The organism is Mycolicibacterium xanthum (assembly GCF_019710635.1).
GTDB lineage: Bacteria > Actinomycetota > Actinomycetes > Mycobacteriales > Mycobacteriaceae > Mycobacterium > Mycobacterium xanthum.
Genome location: NZ_JAIFZS010000044.1, coordinates 15,229 through 35,053, shown reverse-complemented (window position 1 = coordinate 35,053; position 19,825 = coordinate 15,229). Strand labels below are relative to the sequence as shown.

General features: G+C 66.9%; 18 protein-coding genes and 1 tRNA gene. 11 read left to right on the top strand and 8 right to left on the bottom strand.

Features of this window, described 5'->3' with window-relative positions:
* Nucleotides 1-19 precede the first annotated feature (19 nt).
* Both JDV09_RS17175 and JDV09_RS17170 read right to left on the bottom strand, forming a co-directional pair.
* Entirely contained in the window at nt 20-1,549 is a 1,530-nt protein-coding gene (locus JDV09_RS17175) for a carotenoid oxygenase family protein (RefSeq protein ID WP_221370344.1), read from the bottom strand.
* Entirely contained in the window at nt 1,546-2,775 is a 1,230-nt protein-coding gene (locus tag JDV09_RS17170) for an acetyl-CoA acetyltransferase (protein WP_221370343.1), read from the bottom strand. Before JDV09_RS17170 ends, JDV09_RS17175 begins: the two co-directional genes overlap by 4 nt.
* Nucleotides 2,776-3,017: 242 nt before the next feature.
* On the opposite strand from JDV09_RS17170, the gene JDV09_RS17165 reads away from it, so the two are divergent.
* The 3 genes from JDV09_RS17165 (at nt 3,018) to JDV09_RS17155 (ending at nt 5,666) form a co-directional block, all read left to right on the top strand.
* A complete protein-coding gene (locus tag JDV09_RS17165; RefSeq protein ID WP_221370414.1) occupies nt 3,018-3,728 on the top strand; it encodes a ZIP family metal transporter in 711 nt (236 codons plus the stop codon).
* On the top strand, nt 3,725-4,582 hold the full coding sequence (locus tag JDV09_RS17160) for an alpha/beta fold hydrolase (protein WP_308124152.1): 858 nt from the start codon (nt 3,725-3,727) through the stop codon (nt 4,580-4,582). The genes JDV09_RS17165 and JDV09_RS17160 overlap by 4 nt, the downstream gene beginning before the upstream one ends.
* Before the next feature lie 418 nt (nt 4,583-5,000).
* A complete protein-coding gene (locus JDV09_RS17155; protein ID WP_221370342.1) occupies nt 5,001-5,666 on the top strand; it encodes an arsenate reductase ArsC in 666 nt (221 codons plus the stop codon).
* A 204-nt stretch (nt 5,667-5,870) separates the two neighbouring features.
* Here the strand turns inward: JDV09_RS17155 and gjpA are convergent, their stop codons facing one another.
* Together gjpA and JDV09_RS17145 are read right to left on the bottom strand one after the other, a co-directional pair.
* The gene (gene gjpA, locus JDV09_RS17150) at nt 5,871-7,295 is read right to left on the bottom strand and encodes an outer membrane porin GjpA (protein WP_221370341.1); all 1,425 of its coding nucleotides are present in this window, start codon (nt 7,293-7,295) and stop codon (nt 5,871-5,873) included.
* Nucleotides 7,296-7,564: 269 nt separating this feature from the next.
* On the bottom strand, nt 7,565-8,932 hold the full coding sequence (locus JDV09_RS17145; RefSeq protein ID WP_308124151.1) for a phenylacetate--CoA ligase family protein: 1,368 nt from the start codon (nt 8,930-8,932) through the stop codon (nt 7,565-7,567).
* 833 nt (nt 8,933-9,765) lie between these two features.
* Between JDV09_RS17145 and JDV09_RS17140 the strand changes: the two genes are divergently transcribed.
* Nucleotides 9,766-10,554 carry a sulfite exporter TauE/SafE family protein gene (locus JDV09_RS17140; RefSeq protein WP_221370339.1) on the top strand — a complete coding sequence of 263 codons (789 nt, stop codon included), beginning with the start codon at nt 9,766-9,768 and terminating at the stop codon, nt 10,552-10,554.
* Between the two features lie 59 nt (nt 10,555-10,613).
* Entirely contained in the window at nt 10,614-11,279 is a 666-nt protein-coding gene (locus tag JDV09_RS17135) for an FmdE family protein (RefSeq protein ID WP_221370338.1), read from the top strand.
* A gap of 347 nt (nt 11,280-11,626) precedes the next feature.
* On the opposite strand, the gene JDV09_RS17130 is transcribed toward JDV09_RS17135, so the two are convergent.
* The gene (locus JDV09_RS17130) at nt 11,627-12,097 is read right to left on the bottom strand and encodes a MarR family winged helix-turn-helix transcriptional regulator (RefSeq protein ID WP_221370337.1); all 471 of its coding nucleotides are present in this window, start codon (nt 12,095-12,097) and stop codon (nt 11,627-11,629) included.
* A gap of 452 nt (nt 12,098-12,549) precedes the next feature.
* Here JDV09_RS17130 and gntH point away from each other — a divergent pair, with 452 nt between their 5' ends.
* From gntH to JDV09_RS17115, 3 genes are all read left to right on the top strand, one after another.
* Nucleotides 12,550-13,869 (top strand): guanitoxin biosynthesis MBL fold metallo-hydrolase GntH, encoded by a 1,320-nt coding sequence (gene gntH, locus JDV09_RS17125; RefSeq protein WP_221370336.1) that lies wholly within the window; start codon nt 12,550-12,552, stop codon nt 13,867-13,869.
* Nucleotides 13,866-14,894 carry a CobW family GTP-binding protein gene (locus JDV09_RS17120; protein ID WP_221370335.1) on the top strand — a complete coding sequence of 343 codons (1,029 nt, stop codon included), beginning with the start codon at nt 13,866-13,868 and terminating at the stop codon, nt 14,892-14,894. Before gntH ends, JDV09_RS17120 begins: the two co-directional genes overlap by 4 nt.
* 490 nt (nt 14,895-15,384) lie before the next feature.
* Entirely contained in the window at nt 15,385-15,582 is a 198-nt protein-coding gene (locus JDV09_RS17115; RefSeq protein ID WP_221370334.1) for a hypothetical protein, read from the top strand.
* Between the two features lie 42 nt (nt 15,583-15,624).
* Here the strand turns inward: JDV09_RS17115 and JDV09_RS17110 are convergent, their stop codons facing one another.
* Nucleotides 15,625-16,929, bottom strand: a complete 1,305-nt coding sequence (locus tag JDV09_RS17110; RefSeq protein ID WP_221370333.1) for a DUF1254 domain-containing protein — start codon at nt 16,927-16,929, stop codon at nt 15,625-15,627.
* A 225-nt stretch (nt 16,930-17,154) separates the two neighbouring features.
* Nucleotides 17,155-17,230, bottom strand: a tRNA-Arg gene (locus JDV09_RS17105).
* A gap of 156 nt (nt 17,231-17,386) precedes the next feature.
* On the opposite strand from JDV09_RS17105, the gene JDV09_RS17100 reads away from it, so the two are divergent.
* From JDV09_RS17100 to JDV09_RS17090, 3 genes are read left to right on the top strand one after another with little or no spacing between them, the layout of a single operon-like run.
* The gene (locus tag JDV09_RS17100) at nt 17,387-18,040 is read left to right on the top strand and encodes a hypothetical protein (RefSeq protein ID WP_221370412.1); all 654 of its coding nucleotides are present in this window, start codon (nt 17,387-17,389) and stop codon (nt 18,038-18,040) included.
* Complete coding sequence (locus JDV09_RS17095; protein ID WP_221370332.1) at nt 18,037-18,630, top strand: cytochrome c oxidase subunit 3; 594 nt, start codon at nt 18,037-18,039, stop codon at nt 18,628-18,630. The genes JDV09_RS17100 and JDV09_RS17095 overlap by 4 nt, the downstream gene beginning before the upstream one ends.
* Before the next feature lies 1 nt (nt 18,631).
* Nucleotides 18,632-18,901 carry a cytochrome C oxidase subunit IV family protein gene (locus tag JDV09_RS17090; RefSeq protein ID WP_221370331.1) on the top strand — a complete coding sequence of 90 codons (270 nt, stop codon included), beginning with the start codon at nt 18,632-18,634 and terminating at the stop codon, nt 18,899-18,901.
* A 7-nt stretch (nt 18,902-18,908) separates the two neighbouring features.
* Here JDV09_RS17090 and JDV09_RS17085 read toward each other — a convergent pair whose 3' ends face one another.
* Nucleotides 18,909-19,733 carry a TIGR03621 family F420-dependent LLM class oxidoreductase gene (locus tag JDV09_RS17085; protein ID WP_221370330.1) on the bottom strand — a complete coding sequence of 275 codons (825 nt, stop codon included), beginning with the start codon at nt 19,731-19,733 and terminating at the stop codon, nt 18,909-18,911.
* Nucleotides 19,734-19,825: the final 92 nt, after the last annotated feature.

Below are 19,825 nucleotides of genomic sequence, written 5' to 3'. Positions count from 1 at the left end.
CGTTGGGCGGGCCGGGCAACTAGAGCCCGATCGACGCGGCCGCCGAGTCGGTTTCGCGCCACCTGGGCAGATCCGGGCCGGCAGCCCAGGTCGAATGTGTGCCGCTGGAGATCCGTTCGGGCAGAGCGATTTTGCAGACCGGTCCGTCGGCGACCCGGGCCGCGTCGAACACCAGACAATAGGATGCGTCGGCGGTCATGTCGGTGGTCAGCGTGACCAGGTATCCGTCGTCCTCGGCGGAGCCGCCCACCCGCGGAGCCATCGCGGTCTCGCTGCCGTAGACACCGTCGTCGAACGCGAACCGCTGTTCGCCGCCGGTCAGCAGGTCGTGCCGGACCAGCCCGTCGAACAGGAACCAGGCCGGCTTGCCGGTCGCGGCATAGGTGTAGCGATACCGGCGTCCCGCGTAGCCGGGGTTGATCATGCCGAACTCGGAGATGGTGTCGGTCAACGGTTCCTCGCGCCCCTGCCCGGTCTTCACGTTGAAGCGCCAGCGGTGCAACCGGGTCTGCATGCGGTCCAGGGCCAGGAACCGGAACGCCCGCCGCCAGCGGTTGCCCATGCCGTTGTCCGCGGGCTCCGGGTCGCCCTGGTAGAACCCGTCGAGCACGATCTCGTCGCCGTCCTCGTAGGCGTTGGGGAAATGCAGGACGTAGGTCGGGTCGGCCTCGAACCAGGTGACCTGGGCGGTGTCGCCGCGGCGCGGGACGACCGCGAAGCGCGACGCAATGTCGCGGTGGAACCGCGGCAGGTGGACGTTGCGCTCGAGCAGCGCCGCATCCCAGAAAAGCGGAAAATCGTTGAGGATCACGTAGTTTTCGGTGAACGCCATGTCATGCGGCAGCCGCGGACCCGGCAGCGGGACGTCCACCCCGTGTACCACCCGGCCCGCGGCGTCCACCGCGCCGTAGCGCAGGTACGGCTCCTGCTTGCTGTAGCTGAAATACAGCAGCTCACCGGTTCGGTCGTCGACCTTCGGGTGCGCCGACACCCCCCAGTCGGACGGAAAGCCCCCGTGCCAGGTCTCCTTGCCCAGCGCATCGCCGCTGCACGGGTCGATCCGGTACAGGTCGCCACATTGGTAGTGGCTGGTCAGCGCGACACCGCGGTGCACGACGACGTCGGTGGACGACGCATCCTTCATCAGCGTGCGCGCGCCCCAGCCGTAGTCGCGGCGGGCCAGTTCCACGGGTTCGGCGATGCCGGGCCACAGCGGCCCGCCGGCGGCGTTCTCCTCGGCGAAACCGTCGGTGCGAACGAACCTGTTGCGGTAGAAGGCCTTTCCGTCGCGGAACCCGACGATGTGCAGCATGCCGTCGCCGTCGAACGGGTGGTAGTTCTTCAACGCCGGGTGCAGCGGGTTCTCGGTGTTGCGCAGATAGACCCCGTCGAGGTCATCGGGAATGCTGCCCTCGACCGCCACCAGGTCGTCGTCGTCCCACTCGCAGGTCTGTGGTCGCCACGGGCCGGTGCGGTACGGATGATCGTCGTCGGCCGGCAACGTGGACAGGAACCTGCCGACGATCTCGGGGTGGGTGCGGACGGTCAATTTTTGCTCCCTGTCGGGCCTTTCACGATGAAGCTGACGGTGGTGGCGGTGCTGCCGCCGAAGTTGAGCGTGCCGAACGTCGAGGCGCCCTCGACCTGGTAGTCGTCCGCGGTTCCGCTGACCTGGCGGGCGGCGTCCAGCAGCATCCGGATCCCGGATGCGCCGACCGGGTGGCCCCCGCCGATCAGGCCGCCACTCGGGTTGATCGGAAGCCGACCGCCGATCTCGATGTCGCCGCTCTCGATCGCCTGCCAGGACTGGCCGGGTGCGGTCAGCCCGATATGGTCGATCGCGAGGTACTCGCTGGGCGTGAAGCAGTCGTGCACCTCGAAGCCGTCCACCCGGTCGAGGGTGACCCGGGCCCGGTCGAAGGCGTCCTGCACGGCCGCGCGGACATGGGGCAGGACGTAGGGGTCATCGGCCGAGCGGCCCAGCTTCTGGCGCAGGCCGAGGCCGACGGTCCGGTGCCCCCAGCCGTCGATCCGGCCCAGCGGACGGGCCCCGGGGTGGGCGCGCAGCCAGTCGTCGGTGACCAGCACGACGCCGGCGCCGCCGTCGGTGATCGGGCTGCAGTCGAACCGGCGCAGCCTGCCCTCGACCACCGGGTTCTGGGTGTCGTCGGCGGTCAACGGTTCGGGAACCGACCAGGTGCGGGTCTGTGCGTTGCGGTTGGCGCGCGCGTTGGTGAGATTCAGCGACGCGATGGCCCGCAGGTGGCCGTCGTCGAGACCGTAGCGGCGGTCGTACTCGGCGGCCACGGCCTCGAACACGTGCGGCCACATGAACTTCGCGTCGGCGCCCTCGTGTCCGGTCCAGGCCGCCGTGCCGAGGAACGAGGTCGCGGTGTCGCCGGGCACGGTCTTCTCCAGTTCGACGCCGACGACCAGGGCGCTCTGGTACGCGCCGGAGCGCAGGTCGGCGAGCGCCGCGAGCGTGGCGACGCCGCCGGAGGCGCAGGCCGCCTCGTGGCGGGTCGCCGGGGTGCTCCACAGGCCGTCGACGACGGTGGCCGGCATCGCCCCCAGGTGCCCCTGGCGGGCGAACAGCTCGCCGAACGCGTTGGCCACGTGGACCACACCGATGTCCGCCGGGTCGACCCCGGCCGCGTCGAGTGTGCCGGTGACGATCTCGCCGGTCAGACCGGCGAAGTCGCACCCCTCGCGGTCGAGATTGCGCGCGAAATCGCTCTGGTATCCGCCCAGGATCCACACCTGCGGGCCGTCCATGGGCGCGACGCTACTACAACTAACAGAGTGACAACAGCAGGCGGCCCCGCCGGCTGAGTTCTGAACCGGCGAGACCTGGGCAGAATGCGAATGTCGACCGTCGCCTCTGCCTTCGGGCTGCATTGCCCCGTGACGGACACCGCAAACCCGGCAACGGCCCGCCGAAACCGAACTTGTGCGCGAGAATCGGGCGGAAACCCGCACACAAGCTCAGTCTCGACGCGCCGGACGGGGGTTCTGCGATCAGCGCTGTGACGACGGCGGCCTCGCTGGTCGTCTTCCCGGTGCTCGCCGGTGCGGTGGGTGGCGCGGTCGCGGTGATCCGCACACCGTCGCCGGCGCTGGTGAGCGGTGTGCAACACCTGGCGGCCGGCATCGTGATGGCCGCGGTGGCCGGCGAGGTGCTGCCCGAACTGCAGGCAAGCGGCCCGCTGTCGTTGATGGTGATCGGGTTCGCGACGGCGGTGGCGCTGCTGCTGGTGATGAGCCGATTCGAGGGCGACGGCGACGCGGCCGGCGGTGTGCCCGTCGGATTCCTCGCGGTGATCGGTGTCGACCTGCTGATCGACGGCCTGCTGGTGGGGGCCAGCGCGGCGGTGTCCGCCGGCACCGCAACGATCATCACGGTGGCGCTGACCGCCGAGGTGCTGTTCCTGGGCCTGGCGGCGGCGCTGCAACTCATGCGCTGCGGGATGAGCCGGGTCGCGGCCGCCGCGGTCACGGCCGGGCTGAGCCTGGTGGTGGCCGTCGGTGCGATCGTCGGCGCGCTGCTGCTGGCCGACGCCAGCGCGCCGGTTCTGACGTTCGTGCTGGCGTTCGCCGCTGCCGCGCTGCTGTGGCTGGTCGTGGAGGAGTTGCTCGTCGAGGCCCACGAGACGCCGGAGCGGCCCTGGATGGCGGCGATGTTCTTCATCGGCTTTCTCGCGCTGTTCTGTCTGGAGGCGTTGGGGTGAGCGGGTTGCGCAGCGGTGAGACGGTATGCGGCGACGGTGCACTGATCCGGCACCTCGAATCGGGGGCCGGGACGCCCGTCGTCCTGCTGCCGGGCTGGTCGCAGCCGGCGCAGAGCTTCGAGTCTCAGCTGCGCTCGCTGTCCGACCGGTGGCGGGTGGTGGCGATCGATCACCGTGGGCACGGCCGGTCCTCGACCCCGCCGATCGGCTACCACCTGCACCGGCTGGCGGCCGACGTCCACGACGTGCTGACCACCCACGATCTCGACGGCGTACACCTGCTGGGCCACTCGATGGGCGCCGCGGTCGTCTGGTCCTATCTCGAGTTGTTCGGCACCGAGCGGCTGCGATCGCTGGTGTTCATCGACCAGATGCCCTGTGCGCTGCGCAATCCGGGTTGGACCGACGACGAGGCGGCCGACGCCGGTGCGACGATGGACCCGGCCGGCCTGTTCGAATTCACCGACCTGCTGCGCGGCCAGGGTCCCGACCCGCGCGGGGGCTTCCTCTCCGACGTCACCTCGCCGGGTTTTCCCGCCGAGCGATTGGCCTGGCTGGCCGAGCAGAACGGGCTGTTCGACCGGCGCTACGCCGCAGATCTGATCTTCGATGTGGCGACCCACGACTGGCGTGCCCTCATCCCGCACATCGAGCTGCCCACGCTGGTGATCGCCGGGGGCTCGGTCAACGTTCCGTTGGCCTCGCAACGGTGGATCCACCGGCGGGTCGGGGGGTCGCGCTTCGCCTGCGTCACCGGGAGCGGCGGTGGCACGCACTTCCCGCATCTGGAGAATCCGTCGGCGTTCGACACGGCTGTGGTGGCCTTCTTGGAGGGCCCGAACGCCCGACCGTGACGGCACAACACAGGTAGCGTCGGGCCCCCTGAGCAGGATCGGTTCGGACGCTTCTGCCGTCCGAATCGGTGTCGCCGGTGTGGCGTCGATGACGCTGCTCGCGGGTGTGGTTCGGAGACGGCAGAGGAGAACGCGTCGTCGACGGCCTGGTCTGCGAGCCCGGCGAAAGTTCCTTGCGCGCAGGCACTCCCGAGGCAACCGTGGACGGTGAATGCCCGGCGGGGACCACGGTCACGGTCAGCTCCATGAACGGCGGCTTTCCCGGGGGCGTCGACTGGTCCACGGTCTGCGCCGTGGCCGAGCGTCCCCACGCGGGCCTGGGCGGCGACGGCCGCGCCGTAGTCCGGCGCGCTGTCCTCGGTCTCCCTGCTCAACGGTGCTTGTCGGCGGATTCGATGAATGTCAAAATCGACGGACCATGAGTGAAACACCCGTCACCCACCAGCTCCGCCACGACCTCTCCATCGATCAGCGGGTCGCCCTCAAACACGCTGCAGCGGCCCTCGAGCGCGAGTTCGACGGCAGGATCGGCGCAGAGACCGTCGATACATTCCTGCATTCCTCGTACGAGCAATTCGCCGACCACGCCAAGGTTCCCAACTTCCTGCCCCTGCTGGCCGAGCGATTCACACGTCAGCGACTGCACGCGCTCGAACGGGCGGAGGGTAGTGCGGACGGTAAACCCACCGCCCTGTTCCTGTGTACGCACAACGCCGGACGATCGCAGATGGCGCTCGGCTACTTCACCCATCTGGCCGGCGAGGCCGCCCACGCCTGGTCGGGCGGCTCGCAACCCGGTCACGAGATCAATCCTGCGGCCATCGAGGCGATGGCCGAGGTCGGCATCGACATCACCGGCGAGTTTCCCAAGCCGTGGACCGACGAAATCGTGCGGGCCGCCGATGTCGTCATTACGATGGGTTGTGGTGACACTTGCCCCGTCCTTCCCGGCAAGCGGTACGAGAACTGGGATCTGCCGGACCCGGCCGGCCAGTCCGTCGAGGCGGTGCGCGCCATCCGCGACGACATCGAAGGGCGCGTCCGCCACCTTCTCGACGAACTCGGGGTCGCTGCCGCGACCTGAGCCGCCCTGCGTGCGGTTCGGGGTCAGCGAGGTGACATGCCCGATGGGGTTGCATCGGCATAGCTCCAGCGAACTTCGACCGACCGATGGTCAAACCGGGGTCACCCCGGGTGCGGCGTGCGGCGCCGGGTGCGGCAGGAACGGATGACCGTTCCCACCGCACCCTGAGCAGTTGTTGCTCGCTACGTTTCTGACGGCGCCGAATCAGGCGGCGGTCGCGTTGCCGCCGTCCCCCGACTCATGGTCGCCGGCGTCGTTTCCGGAGTCGTCATTGCCGGGTTTGGTGTCGTTGCCGGATTCGTCGCTGCCGGATTCGTCGCCGGATTCGTCGCCGCCGAGTTCGTCGCTGCCGGATTCGTCGCCGGATTCGTCGCCGGATTCGTCGCCGTCGAGTTCGTCGCCGCCGAGTTCGTCGCCGGTGAGCTCGTCGCCACCGGACTCGTCGCCGGACTCGTCACCGCCGAGTTCGTCGTCGCCGGTGCCCTGCGCGGAGCCTTCCGATCCGCCGCCGGCGGACTCGTCCTGCCCACCTGGCAGCGGATCCGTCGCCGGGTCCTCGTCGAGGGTCTGCACCGACAGCGAGTCGAACTCTGCGGGACCCTCGCTGATCGACGACCTCATCACATCCGACGCGGAATCGCCGGATTCCTCGTCATCGACGATGTCGCTTGGCTGGAGCGGATTGCCCTGACCGTCCCCGCCGATCGCCTTGCCGATGAGCTGGTCCAACCCGATGAGCGAGCCGATGAGGCCCGGACCCTGTCCCGGGAGGACGATCGGGGGCAAGTCCGGCAAGGAGGCACTGATATCCACGGCGTTGAACAGCGAGCCCCCCGGACTGAGCAGCCCACCCATCGCGATACCGACGCTGTCGACACCATCGGGCAGGTCGATGTTCAGCAGGCCGATCAGCGGGGCCAGGTTGAGGACCGTGCCGCCGTTCAAGAAGGCGTTGGTCATGTTCGCCGGGATGTCGACCAGGTCATTGAGCGCAGCCGCGAAATCGGGCTGCTCACCGAACAGGTTCTCGACGATGCCCTCGACGCCGGCTGCGAGAACGATGAGGGGCCCGATCACCGGCCCAACGAGGCCGAGCAGCGCTCCGCTGAGGTACGTCGTGGTCAGCGCGACCAGGGGCTGGAGGTCCTCCGGGATGATCGGAGGAATGATAACGATCGGAGGAATGGGGGGTGGGAACTCGATCTGCAGGCCGTTCACGAGGATGTCGTAGATGGCGGCGTGCGCCTCGTCGAGGGTGCTGGTGTCCTCGGCGAACGGGGCTTCGATCGCTGCGCCGAGGTTGGCCACGATCTGATCCACGATCAGTCCGATGTCGGGCAGCTCCGACAGGTAAAGCAGCTGATTGGCAATCACCTGCCGGGTTATCGGAAAGGGCGCCTCCAGGTACGCATTGACCAGCGCGGCGACGTTGGCCTTGGAGTTGTTCCACACCTCCAGCCACGGCGTGATGGGGTCGAACCCCGCAGTGAACGCGACCGACTGTGAGCTGGCCGCATGGGCGGTCGTCGCCGCATCCGCAGGCAGTGCCTGGACGGGGGCGAGAGCAATCGCGCTCGCACCGAACATCGCGACACCGGCGGTGAGATACGAACGGACGGATATCTGCATTGTGACCCTCACGTTTCAGAGTTGTGACCTCGTAGTCATCACAGAACGTAGCTGAGATCGAGCTGAGAATGCGGAATATCAGCAAACTTACAAAAGTTGCTGGCCACAAGGGCAGGGTTGCCTTCCCGCGGCCGTCGGGCGCCGGGGAGTGGTCCCGGGCTGCCAGCGGGCCCGACCGCCGCCGCAGCCTCCGGTTCCTGCCCGACTGCCCGCCCGGTTTGTCCACGCCATGGGCGGGTGCCCCGGACTTGCCCGGGCCCGTGTAGCCGCTAGCGCACCGACCATACCTGGCGGAACTTGCCGCTTCTCGGGTCGATCGCCGGCGGTTCGGCCGCGTGTTCCACGACGACTGGCGCGGTTCCCTGTGCGGCGAAGAACGCCTGCAGCTGCTCGTCGATCGCACGCCACACCTGTTCCGGGTCGGCGCCGGACGACATCTCCAGTCGCACGCTCAAGGCCCGCGGGCCGGTGCGGACAGCCTGGCACCGGTGCACACCGGGGGTCTCCTCGATGACCTCCACCAGCGCCAGCGGCAGCACCGTGACCGTCGTCCCGTCCGGTGCGTCGAACGAGAGGAGGTCGCTGGTACGGCCTTCGACGGAGATCGCCGGCAGCCGATTACCGCACCTGCATGGCGTGTCGGCCACTTTCACCCGGTCGCCCAGGTCGTAGCGGATCAGCGGCTGCACCCGGTTGGCCAGGTTGGTGACCAGAACCGTGTGGGAGACAACGCCCGCCGCGACCGGCCGGTAGTTCTCATCGACCGGCTCGAACAGATACCAGTCGCTGTTGACGTGGAAGAAGCCGTACCGGCATTCCATCGACAAGCCCGGGAACTCGGCTGAGGCATACCGGTTTTCCACCGGGCAGCCCAACGCCGACTCGATACCGGCGCGCAGCGCCGCCGTCAGCTGCTCACCTGCGGTGACCGCCAGCAGCGGCCGGATCGCCAGCCGGCCGGCCCGTTGTTCACCGGCCAGCAACCCCAATGCGCTCGGGTAGCCCTCGAGGACCGTGGGCTGAAACTCGTCGATCTCGCCGACCAGATCGGGCAGCGGCCGCAGCACCGAGAACACGCGCACACGGTCGGCGAGAAAGCGGCTGCGCCGGCGGGCAGACTCCAACGCGGCGAAGGCGCCGACGTGCCCGTCGGCGACGAACAGTGCTGCCACCCGCAGACCGCGCCGCAGCACCCCGGACAGCAGGTTCCGGCGAGCGATGAACCGTCCTTCGCCGCGCCGGCCCACGAACTGGAATACCGCCCACGACGCGTCGTCGTGAATCAGGATGGCCGGCTCCCCGCTCGTTCCCGACGTCGTCGCGACGTGGTAGCGGCCCAGGTAGCGAGCCCCCACGAGCGAGTGGTCGGACAGGAAGTCGCGCCGCAGCGAGGCGATGGTGATGTCCGGGTCGGTGACCCAGTCGTCGAAGTGTGCCATCAGGTCGCGCTTGGACACGATGGGCAGTGACGCCAACTGCGCCGGCCCCGCAGGGACGTGTCGGTACAAGCGGCGGTAATACGGCGAGGCCGTTCGGGCATGCTGGACGAGCGCCTGCAGCCGGGCCTGCCGGCGGTGGGAGGCGGCATTGTCGGCACCGCGCCGGAAACGCCAAGCCTCCCAGGCGATCAGCGTCACGCGACCGGCTGCGCGAATATCTCGCGCAGGTCGTCGTGGAAATCTCGGTCGCATGTGCTGCCCCGCTCACCCGACCGCGCTATCGCTCGCCGGTGATGTCCGGACGAAGCAACGAACGCATGTTGTGCACCTGCAGGCAGCAAACACCGCCTCGAGTGCCGGCAGCATCGGCACACGTCGGACCAGGACCCGTCGTGCGCTCCGGCGCCTCATGGGGATCCTCCCGTGAGGGTCAGATCGGGCAAGGTGATTTCCCCACCGTGTCAGCATCGAGGCGCCGGGACGGATGCTGTAGGGGCCAAGGTCACCTCCATCTCGTCCTGTGGTGCCTCACTCCCGTGGCCGTGGATCAGCGAGGCGCGTGATGAGCTCCGGGCAGGGGCGCCTTGCCGCCTGCCGCACGACGGCTTCCCGCTCTTTGTCTGCTGAATCGTCGCCGGCTTGAAGTCGCGGCGACCTTCACACGCGACCGCATAGCATTGGTCGGAGCCAATTCGAGGGATCGCCGATGACATTCACGCCGGCCGCGCGAATTCGTCTGCGACACGGAAGTTCCACAGATCCGGAGCTGGACAGTGCAAAACGACGAGGGTTCTCAGGCCGGAATGGTCTCGACTCTGACGACACTCCCCAGTCACAGGCGGGACCACCCAGCCTGATGAAAGGGCTCATCCTGACGACCGCTGATGGATGCGTACAGCTCGGTGTGCCAGCGGCCAACGGCGGCACGGGGTCTGGGCGATGATCGGCTGCTGGCCGGGCTATGCGGTGAAGGCCGTCCATTTGGTCGCGCCCGACTGCAGGGCGTGCCCGTCGTCGGGGCGGAGTGACCGGTGTGGCTGATTCTGGCCGGGGCCATGTTCGCTGTCGCCGTGGTGTTCTCCATGCTCGGCCAGGGTGGCGGCGCGTTGTATACCCCGCTGCAGGTGTGGACGGGGATTGAGTTCCACGAAGCCGCGACCACCAGCCTGTTCCTGATCATGGTGACCTCGCTGGCCGCATCCCTCGTCTTCGGGAAGGCGAAACGGATCGACTGGCCGCTGGCCCTCGTGTTGGAGTCGGTGACCACGGTCGGTGGGTTTGCCGGCGGCCTGGGATCGGGGCGGTTCTCGGGTGCGACGCTCTCGGTGATCTTCGCGGCGGTCATCGGCGTGGGTGCGGTTTTCATGATTCGACCGGTGAAGGAGCCCGAGCCGTGCACCCAGGGACATGGTGGCTTTCTGGCCTGGAGCCGGACGCTGGGTGAGCAGCACTATTGCGTGAACATGGCGCTTGCGCTGCCGCTGTCCCTTCTCGTCGGAGCGCTGAGCGGCATGGTGGGCGTGGGGGGTGGTCTGGTCAAGGTCCCGCTCATGGTGCTCGTGCTGGGCGTGCCGATGGACATCGCTGTCGGCTCGAGCGCGCTGATGGTCGGCGTGACCGCCGGCGGTGGGTTTGCCGGCCATCTCCTGCACGGCCACTGGAACTGGAGGCTGTCATTGATCTTGGCTGCGGCAGTGTTCATCGGTGGCCAGATCGGCAGCCGGATCACCCTGAAGCTGGACAAGCGGAAGCTCAAGGTCGCGTTTGGCTGGTTCCTGCTGGTGATCGCGGCGACGATGGTATTCAAGGCGCTGCAGTAGTGCGCAGTACGTAGGGGACTCCAACAGCGAATTCACCGACATGACAAGGAGGGTTCTGCATGAAGCAAGACCAACAGCTGGCTGTCCGTCAACTGGCGCAGCTGGGTAGGGCTCTCGGCGTGTCCTGGGACCGGGTCTTGGAGGCCTCGTTCGTCGTGCACGGCCACCTGTGCGGGGGGATGCCCCTGGGTTTCCGGGCGGGCGTCGCGGCGCTCAAAGCACTCGGCATCACGCGCGAGGAGAACATGGCCCACCTGGTCTTCGTCGAGACCGGAACGGGACATGCGGCCGGGTGTTTCGCCGATGGCGTCCAGACGGCTACCGGCTGCACCTTCGGCAAGGGCCTGATCGAGCGCACCCACTACGGCAAATGGGCACTGAGCCTGGTTGACAAGGCGACCCACCAGGCTGTGCGGATCTCTGTCAAGCCCGAGGTCATGAAAGCCGCACTACAGTCGCCCTTCGTCGGGATGCGGCGTGAGGGCATTGCGCCCACCGAGGTGCCACTGGACACCACTCGCCCGTTGGTCGAAGGACTGATGGGTCGGACGGACGACGAGCTCTTCACCGTTTCGGAGCTCTTCACCCATCCGCTCGCAGCCGCGCCACCCACGTGCTTCGACACCGTGCTGTGCGCCGCGTGCGGCGAGCTGGTGGCCGAGAACAAGGCCCGACTCAAGGACGGAATGCCGGTGTGCCTGCCCTGCTCCGGCTACACCGCATAGTGTTCTCGGATCCTCGCCAAGGGGCCGTTGGGCACTGGGGCAATACCCCGCGGTTCATCGCCGATGAGTGATGCACAAGTGACGAGTCGACACACACGCCGGCGCGAAAATGTGCTCTGACGTGCCCCCGACAGGATTCGAACCTGTGACACCGGCTTTCGCAGCCAATGAATCGCAACGATTGCGGATGATTGTCAGTAAGTAGCGTTGAGCTGTGTGTTCAATGTTGATGGTGCGTTGCTGAACACCGTTACGAGCGCGTGATTCTGAGACATACACGATGAATAAACGATGAGTCACCGACCGTGCGAAACCACTCGCTGGTCACCACCGCTGGTGTCGTTGGCTTATATGCGCTCGAGTGCTTCAGCGAGGTTGGTGAGTTCTTCTTCGCTGAAGTGACCCCCAAACCAGCTGACGACCTTGCGTTCAACCTCGGGGAACAGATGCTCCAGCATCTCGATGCCTGCTTCGGTGGCTTCGACGAAGACACCGCCGCCCACCTCCGGGTGCGGTTGACGCTTGACCAGACCACGCTTTTCGAGGCGCGCCACGATCGAGGAGACGGTTGTTGGGTTGGGCGCAAGCGATGCTTTCCGCGTGAGTTGGGACGGACGCAGCGGTCCGTGCACGGCGATGGCGACCAGCACGTCGAAGTCGTGGATCTTCAGGGGGCTATCCATGCGCCGCAGGTCGGCTTGACCACGCATTTGGAGTTGGGAAGCGGCAGATAAGACAGCGAGAAGGGCGCGGAGGTCGGGACGCCTGACCCGCTCGGCGTCGAGCTGGCGCTTCCCCGGTGCACGGGATGCGGTCATTGGCTCTCCCTCCAAAATGCGGGAATTTAGGAGCACCTTACCAAAGGTAGCATGTGTCTTCGTTTTCTCAGAGGTATTGACTCGCATATACGTATACCTATACTTAGGCATCGAAGTCGAGATGATCGCGCTTCGCAGCAAGACAGGGCTTGGAGTTGATGATGGCTCGTGACACACCCGAATCCGGACGAAATCCGTTCAGCCCGAACCAAACTCGCGACTTGATTTCTGGCGAACTCGCCGATGGGGACTCGGCAGGCCACCTACCGTCGACAGGCACGGCCCGTCTCGTGCACTCCGGTCAAGAAGTCCTCGGTTCGGTGGCCGGGGCTGGCCGCGGCGGAATCACCAGACGCGCCGCGCTGGGCAGACTCGCGGTGCTCGGGGCGGGCACGGCAACAGCGTCCGCGCTCGTCACGGCATGTGACGACGAAGAAAAGGGAGTGAACGAAATGTCAGGTTCATCCAATCCGTATGGGGGGCGGCCGGGGGGCGGGATCAGCCTGCCGGAGTACTACCAGCCGTGGCCGGCGATCAAAAACCGCAACATGTTCTTGCCGGGTACCGAGGTGTTGCCCGAGAACGAGATGCGGGTGACGTTTCTGGGCAGCTCGCCGTGGCCGCCCAATGCGTTGCAGAAGGGCACCTCGATGCTGGTCGAGTTGGGCAACGGCACCGACCAACCGCGGCGGTTCTTCTTCGATCTGGGCAACGGCAGCGTGGGCCACGCGATCGCACTGCAGGTCCCACCAGCCCTGATCAACGACATCTTCATCAGCCACCTGCACGCCGACCACTACGCCGATCTGCCCTACATGTATCCGTTCCGGGCGTTCTCGGGTGGCTTCGAGGCGCTGCGGGTGTACGGCCCGTCCGGCCGTACACCCGAGCTGGGGATGGCCGCCATGGTGGAGAACATGCGCAAGATGAACCGCTGGCACGAGGAGAACTTCGACTCCTGCCCGATCGGTGACGGCTTCGAGATCGACGTCCACGAGTTCGACTGGACCGAGCGCAACGGCATCTGTTATCAGCAGGACGGGGTCACGGTGCGGCACTGGCCGCGCTCACACGTCAAGGACGGCGCGTCGGCCTACCGGCTGGACTGGGAGGACGCCGGCCTGTCGTTCGTCTGGACCGGCGATGGACGTCCCGACGAGTTGTCGGTGCAGTACGGCGCGGGGGTGGACCTGTTCGTCACCGAGGGCACCATCGACACCCCGTGGCTGACCGGGCTGAAGGTCGGCGCGCCCGCCGATCTGTGGGAGTACACGATGGACATCTACCACACGCCCTATTACGCGGCGGGCTACATGTTCGCCCAGGCGCAGCCCCGGATGGGGGCGATCTGTCACTTCGAGTGGAGCGACGATCAACTGATGGCCGAGTCGGTCGCCGAGATCCGTTCGCACTGGGACGGGCTGTTCATGTTCGGGTTCGACCTCAACGTCATCAACATCACCAAAGACGCGATCTGGTCGCGCCAGGCGGTGGTCTCCGACGGGGCGGCACCGGCCTCGATGGACCCGCGCTGGTTCCTCAAACCCGGTGACCCGCTGCCGGAGTCGATCACCTTCCCCACCCCGCGCAACCCCCGGGAGAATCAGCAGGAGCAGTTCGTGCGTGATCTGGAGATCGACCCCGAAAAGTACTATCCGCGTGACGTCTTCCGGGAGCCGACGCAGACCTGGCCCGGTGTCACGATCAACCCGCGCGAGATGCTCGCCCAGCGCGGCATCGAGCTGGACCCCGACTGGCGCAAGCCCTCATGAGGTCCCAAGCCCCGCTGCTGGCGCCGGCGCCGCGGGCCCGCCCGTCGGTGGCGCCGGGCCGGGGTCCGGTGCCGGTCACGCTGCTGACCGGGTTCCTCGGTGCGGGCAAGACCACGCTGCTCAACCGGATCCTGACCGGGGATCACGGCCTGCGGGTCGGGGTGCTGGTCAACGACTTCGGGGCGATCAACATCGATGCTGCGCTGGTGCAGAGCGTCGAGGAGAACACGATCAGCCTGGCCAACGGGTGCGTGTGTTGTGAAATCCGTGACGACCTCGTCGCCTCGGTCGAAAACCTGCTGGACAGAACCGACAGCATCGACTACGTGATCCTGGAGGCCAGCGGGATCGCCGATCCGGCCGGTATCGTGATGACCTTCCTCGATGCCCGGTACACGGGGCTGCTGCGTATCGACAGCATCATCTGTCTCGTCGACGCCGAGGGCCTTTTCCGCGACGGTGACGACGACCGGCTCAACGCGCTCAAACTGCGTCAGATCGCCTTCGCCGACCTGGTCGTGCTGAACAAGACCGATCTGGTCGGACCGGCCCACGTCGAGGTGATCCGGGACTGGATCGACTTGCACATCAAGCGGATCCGCATCGTCGAAACCACCCACGGCGACGCCCCGCTGGAGGTACTGCTCGGAGCGGGTCGCTTCGATCCCACGCGCCTACCAGCCAACGACCAGACGCACCGACCGGCGGGGCCGCCGGTCGAGCGCTGGAGCCACCGCACCCGGGACCGATTCTCCCCAGATGCGCTGCAACGCATGGTCAAACGCGAGCTTCCCGCCTCGGTGTACCGGTGCAAGGGCGTCATCTTCACCACCGACTCTGATCAGCCCCACGCCCTACAAGTCGTCGGCCGCCGCTGCGACATCACCCCGCTCGACCTCGAGGGTCGGGTATCGAAAGGAACAAGTGAACTCGTGGCGATCGGCAGGCAGATCAACGGCTCAGAGCTTGGTCACCTGTTCGACACGTGCGTAGTCAGACCCGCGGAGCGGTGCCATCCCCGTTGAGCCGCGGCCCCGCCGCGGGACAACCCGTAATCAGGCACTGCCGAGCGTCCGCCATTTGAGGTCGACGCGGGATACCTGAATTCCCACGAGCCTCAACCATGGTTGAGAAATTCTCCTGTAGAGAGATCCCGCTTATGCAGCCGGGTGGCGCCTACGGGGTGGGTGGGGGACCACTGGCCACGTCGCGCTGATAGTCGTTCTCGTCTCGCTGCACAACGCGACGGCGGGGGCCCGTCGCAGCGACCGCTGGCGCGACAGGGGTGCGCGACACTCTTCATGTTCGCGCTGCCGTGCGCCGCTGCCGTTCAGCGGTGATGCGACCTACAGCCTCGATGAACGCTGACGGTGCTGCGAGTCGCAGCGGGGCACCTGCGCGTGCGAGGTCCCATGCGTTGACGGTTCGTGCTGCTGCCGTGGCGCGTGCGGTGTCGATCGCGATTACGTCTGCGTCGACAGCGAGCACGAGCGCTGCGCTGTCGCGCGGCACAGTTTGAAGCTTGTCGTCTTCGCAGCCGACGGCCACGAGATCGCCGCGATGTTCGTGCAAGGATCGGTGACCTACGACGAGGAGGCAGCCACCTTCATCGCCGTCGCCGAGGACGGTCGCCCGGTCGGGGAACTGTTTGTGGATCAAACAGTCGGCTACGACGAGAACACCGACTCGTTCATCATCCGAACCCCGGTATAGCAACCCGCCTAGGAGTTTGCGAGACCTGAGTTGGGGACTCAGTCAGACCTTGTGTACCGGCGGTGGGTTCCACGTGCCGTCGAGCACCGCGCGCCTGGGCGCATACAGGCGCAGCGTCACACCCAGCGGTCCCGGTGGGGCGGGCAACCAGTTCGACTCCCTGTCGGGCCCCGGATTGGTGTGGCGCAGGTACAGGTCCAGCGAACTGTCGGTGTTGTAGCGCAACGCGTCCCGATCACCGATTGCGAAGCGGTTGATCTCGTTGGCCACTTGGTAGCCCTCTTCGTCGTACATCGTCACCGACCAGAACGCATCCACGGGTGGCAGCTTGTCGGCGTCGAAGTGGATGAGATAGTTGTTCTCGCCCGAGAGTTGCTGCCCGTCTACGTCCGTGACGAGCAGTGGGTACACTGCGTCCTCGGGGGGATTGGCGCCGAGCCCGATCAGGGTGACCACCGCACGGCGAAAATAGGAGTTTCCGTAGACCCCCATATTCTCGGTGGTACTTATCCACCCGTCGATGATGGTGCCCAACGTCGTGGCCCCGGTCTCCATCGCAGCCAGTGCGTCCTTCTTGCCGGCCTCGATCTCGGCGCGCTCGGTGGCACCGAATCGTCCTGCGTCGAAGGGCTTACCCGCCTCGATGCCGAGGTTGGCCAGCCGCGCCAGGATCGAGAAGTCTGTCCGGTGCGGCGGATTGACCGTGAGCAACTCCGTGGCGTAGGTCAGGTAGTCCAGCGCGGCCATGCCGTTGACTATGCGCAACGGCTCCGTTGTGACGTCGTAGCCCTCGTCTTTCGGGTACGGCCCCGCTGCGGGCGCCAGCGGAGTAATCGTGTAGCTGTCCTGCACAGCGTGCACTGCGGAGTAGTCGGCGGGACCGTTGGTCTGGGTGCGACCGATGATCCACACGTAGGGTGTCGGGGCTTCGATGACCGGGATGTTGTCGGGCAGCGTTCCCGCCGGTCCGGGCCCGACCAGGACGTACTTCTGCGCAGCTGTGCCCGTGGTTCGCTTGCCCGGGTTGGCGAAGACATCGGTCCACATGTCCAGTAGCGGCAGCATGAAGTACCGGTCATCGGTATCAGGGACGCTCAGGATGACGGGGCCGCCGGTCAGGTCAAGCCAGGCAGTGGAGTAGAGGGTGTCGAAGTTGGGCCGCACCACGGCACGGAAATCCGCGCTCGGGTATTCGCGGATGTGCTGGAACTGATTCGGGGCGCTGGCCAGGGGACCTGTCGGCGCGTTGATGGCCTGCATTCGGGTGATGTCCATCGTCACCAGCGGATAGAAATAGATGAACGCCTCGTAGCTGAGCGTCCGGAGGTCATCGGACAACGTAGTCAAGACATCAACCCTTTCAGTGGATCGCAAATAGCCCGCACACGGTGTGATTCAAGCCCATAGAAACGCTCCCAGGAATGTTCTTGTGCATCGAAATTCCCCTTCGCGCGCTCAAGCCGGAAAAGACCCATCCCCTCGTTGTGCGGCTCAGTGTTCGCTTCAGGCATCCTTGGACGCAAGTCGTGATCGTGCACTGATCGTGCAGACTTCCGAAAACATGCCCTGATCTGGTGCCCCCGGCAGGATTCGAACCTGCGACACCGGCTTTAGGAGAGCCGTGCTCTATCCCCTGAGCTACGAGGGCGTAACCGCTGGGAGCTTACCCGGCTGACACCGCGAAGCGACAACGGCTCACGGCTGTCCGGATGTGGCAAAAGTGACAGAACCCGGGTTGACCGACGGTAGCGTGCCAGCCGTGGAGTTGACGCTTCAGCGCATCGGTGCGTGGTCCGGCACGGTCATGATCCTTCTCTACGGCGCCAGCTTCTCCGGTGTCGCCCGGCTCTTCCCCCCGCTGTCGCCGGTCTCGTCGCCCGCCGAGATCGCCGAGTTCTTCACCGATCACAAGCTCTGGATCCGGTTCGGGGTGTCGGGCGCGCTGCTGAGCGCTGCCGTGGCGCTGCCGTTCCTGGCCACGATCGTGCTGCGCATCCGCCGTGCCGAGGGCGGCTGGGGCATGTTGTCGATGACGCAGTTGATGGCCGCGACGGTGTTCGTCCCGGGCCTGCTCTTCCCGCAGTTCTTCCTGGCCGTGGCCGCCTACCGGCCCGAGCAGCGCTCCGCCGAACTCACCCAGGCGCTCAACGACGTTTTCTGGCTGTGGTTCATCGGCATCGTCGGCACCATCATCATCCAGAACATCACCCTGGCCATCGCCGCGTTCACCGACAAGGCCGACCCGCCGACGTTCCCGCGCTGGTACGGCTACCTCAACCTGTGGGTGGCGATCCTGTCGCTGCCGGGGTGCGTGGTGGTGGTGTTTAACGACGGGCCGCTGGCCTGGAACGGGGTGTTCGCGTTTTACATTCCGGGTCTGGTGCTGGTGGTGTGGCTGTTCGCCACCACCGCGGTGATGCTGAAATCGATCAAGGCCGAGCAGGCACAGCCGGCGTGACGGGCCCGACGGCGACCGCCGTACCACCGCGCGCGGCGAGGAGGACCCCGGGCGAGGCCGGCACCTGGGTGTTCCTGTTCGGTGACATGCTGGTGTTCGGCGCCTTCTTCGTCACGTTCCTGGTCGAGCGGTCCAAGGCGCCGGAGGTGTTCGACGCGGCGCGCACCACGCTGCACATCGGCGTCGGCGTGGTCAACACGCTGGTGCTGCTGACCAGTTCGCTGTTCGTGGTGCTGGCGCTGTCGGCGATACGCGCCGGCGCCAACGCGATCGGAACCCGGGCGGTCGCCGCAGCCGTGGTGTGCGGGCTGGGCTTCGTCGGACTGAAGGTGTTCGAGTACGTTTCGCTGGCCTCGGCGGGGCATGGGCCCGGCGCCAATCACTTCTACCTGTACTACTTCATCCTGACCGGGCTGCACCTGTTCCACGTCTGCCTGGGCCTGGCGGCACTGACGTTCGTGCTCACCCAGACCCGCCGCTCCGAGCTCGGCGCCACCCGCACCGCGCTGGTCGAAGGTGCGACCTGCTTCTGGCACCTGGTCGACCTGCTGTGGATCTTCCTGTTCGCACTGCTGTACCTGGTGAGCTGACGTGACCGCCCTGCGATTGCTCCGAAGCCGCGCCACCGTCAGCTGGCTCGTCCTGGTCGCGGCGACCGTCGTGTCGTGGGCGGTCGGCGCCGAGCACGGCACCGGTTCGATGGTGGCGATCGTGGTGCTGGCCATCGCCGCGGTCAAGGTGCGGCTGGTCGGTTTGGACTTCATGGAGCTGCGGCACGCGCCCATCCCGTTGCGGGCCGCGTTCGAGTGCTACTGCGTGGGGATGTGGGCGCTGCTCTCGGCGCTGTACCTGTGGCTGTGACCGTGGGTTACGTCAGCCGCGCGATGACCTTGCCGAACGCCTCCGCGTGGCGGTCCTGCACGATCACGTAGCTGATGCCGTAGACGTCGCGGTAGCCGCGTATCCGGTCGGCGATCTCGTCGGTCGATCCCGACAGCACGCCGGGGTGGCACAACAACTCCTCGTCGGACAGACCGGGCAGGAAGTGGCGGGGGATTGTGAGGTCCGGCAGGCCCGAGTCGTCGAGCGGCATCGCCGTGATCGCGATGTTGAGTTCGAGGGCGTCGAAGCGGTCGCCGGCGGCCGCGCGGACGAACGCGATCCGGTCGGCGAGGGGATCCTGGTCGTCACCGGCGGCCCGGTCCCCGCCGGTGAGCCCGATGATGTGGGCCGAGCGCGCCGCGATTCTCAGCACCCGGTCACCGTTGCCGGCGATCATGATCGGCACGTCGGGCAGATGCTCGGCCAGGTACTCGGTGGTGTCGCGCAGATGGTCTACGCGCTCGCGGGCGCTCGGGAAGCGGATCCCGGCGGCGACGAACTCCTCCTCGACGTACCCGGTGCCCAGGCCGAGGTCGAGCCGGCCGCCGCTGAGGTCGCGCAGCGCGGCGGCGTCACGGGCCAGCAGCGCGGGACGGTAGAAGGCCGAGTTCATCACGAAGCTGCCCACCCGCAGCGACGAGGTCGCCATCGCGATGGCCGTCATCACCGGGAACGGGGCGGGTCCGCCGAGGTGGTCGGGCACGTGCATGACGTGGTAACCGAGATCCTCGGCCCGCCGTGCGGAATCCTCGAGCATCGCGCGCGAGCCACCGCGCATGACGCCGACCCCGAACCGGAAACCCTTGGCCACGCGTCGATGGTAGGCCCGATGTTTGGCGCCGTTCCGAGCCGGGCATAGAGACCATCGGCTTGCTGCACCGATCCGGCCCGTCGTGCATCGTT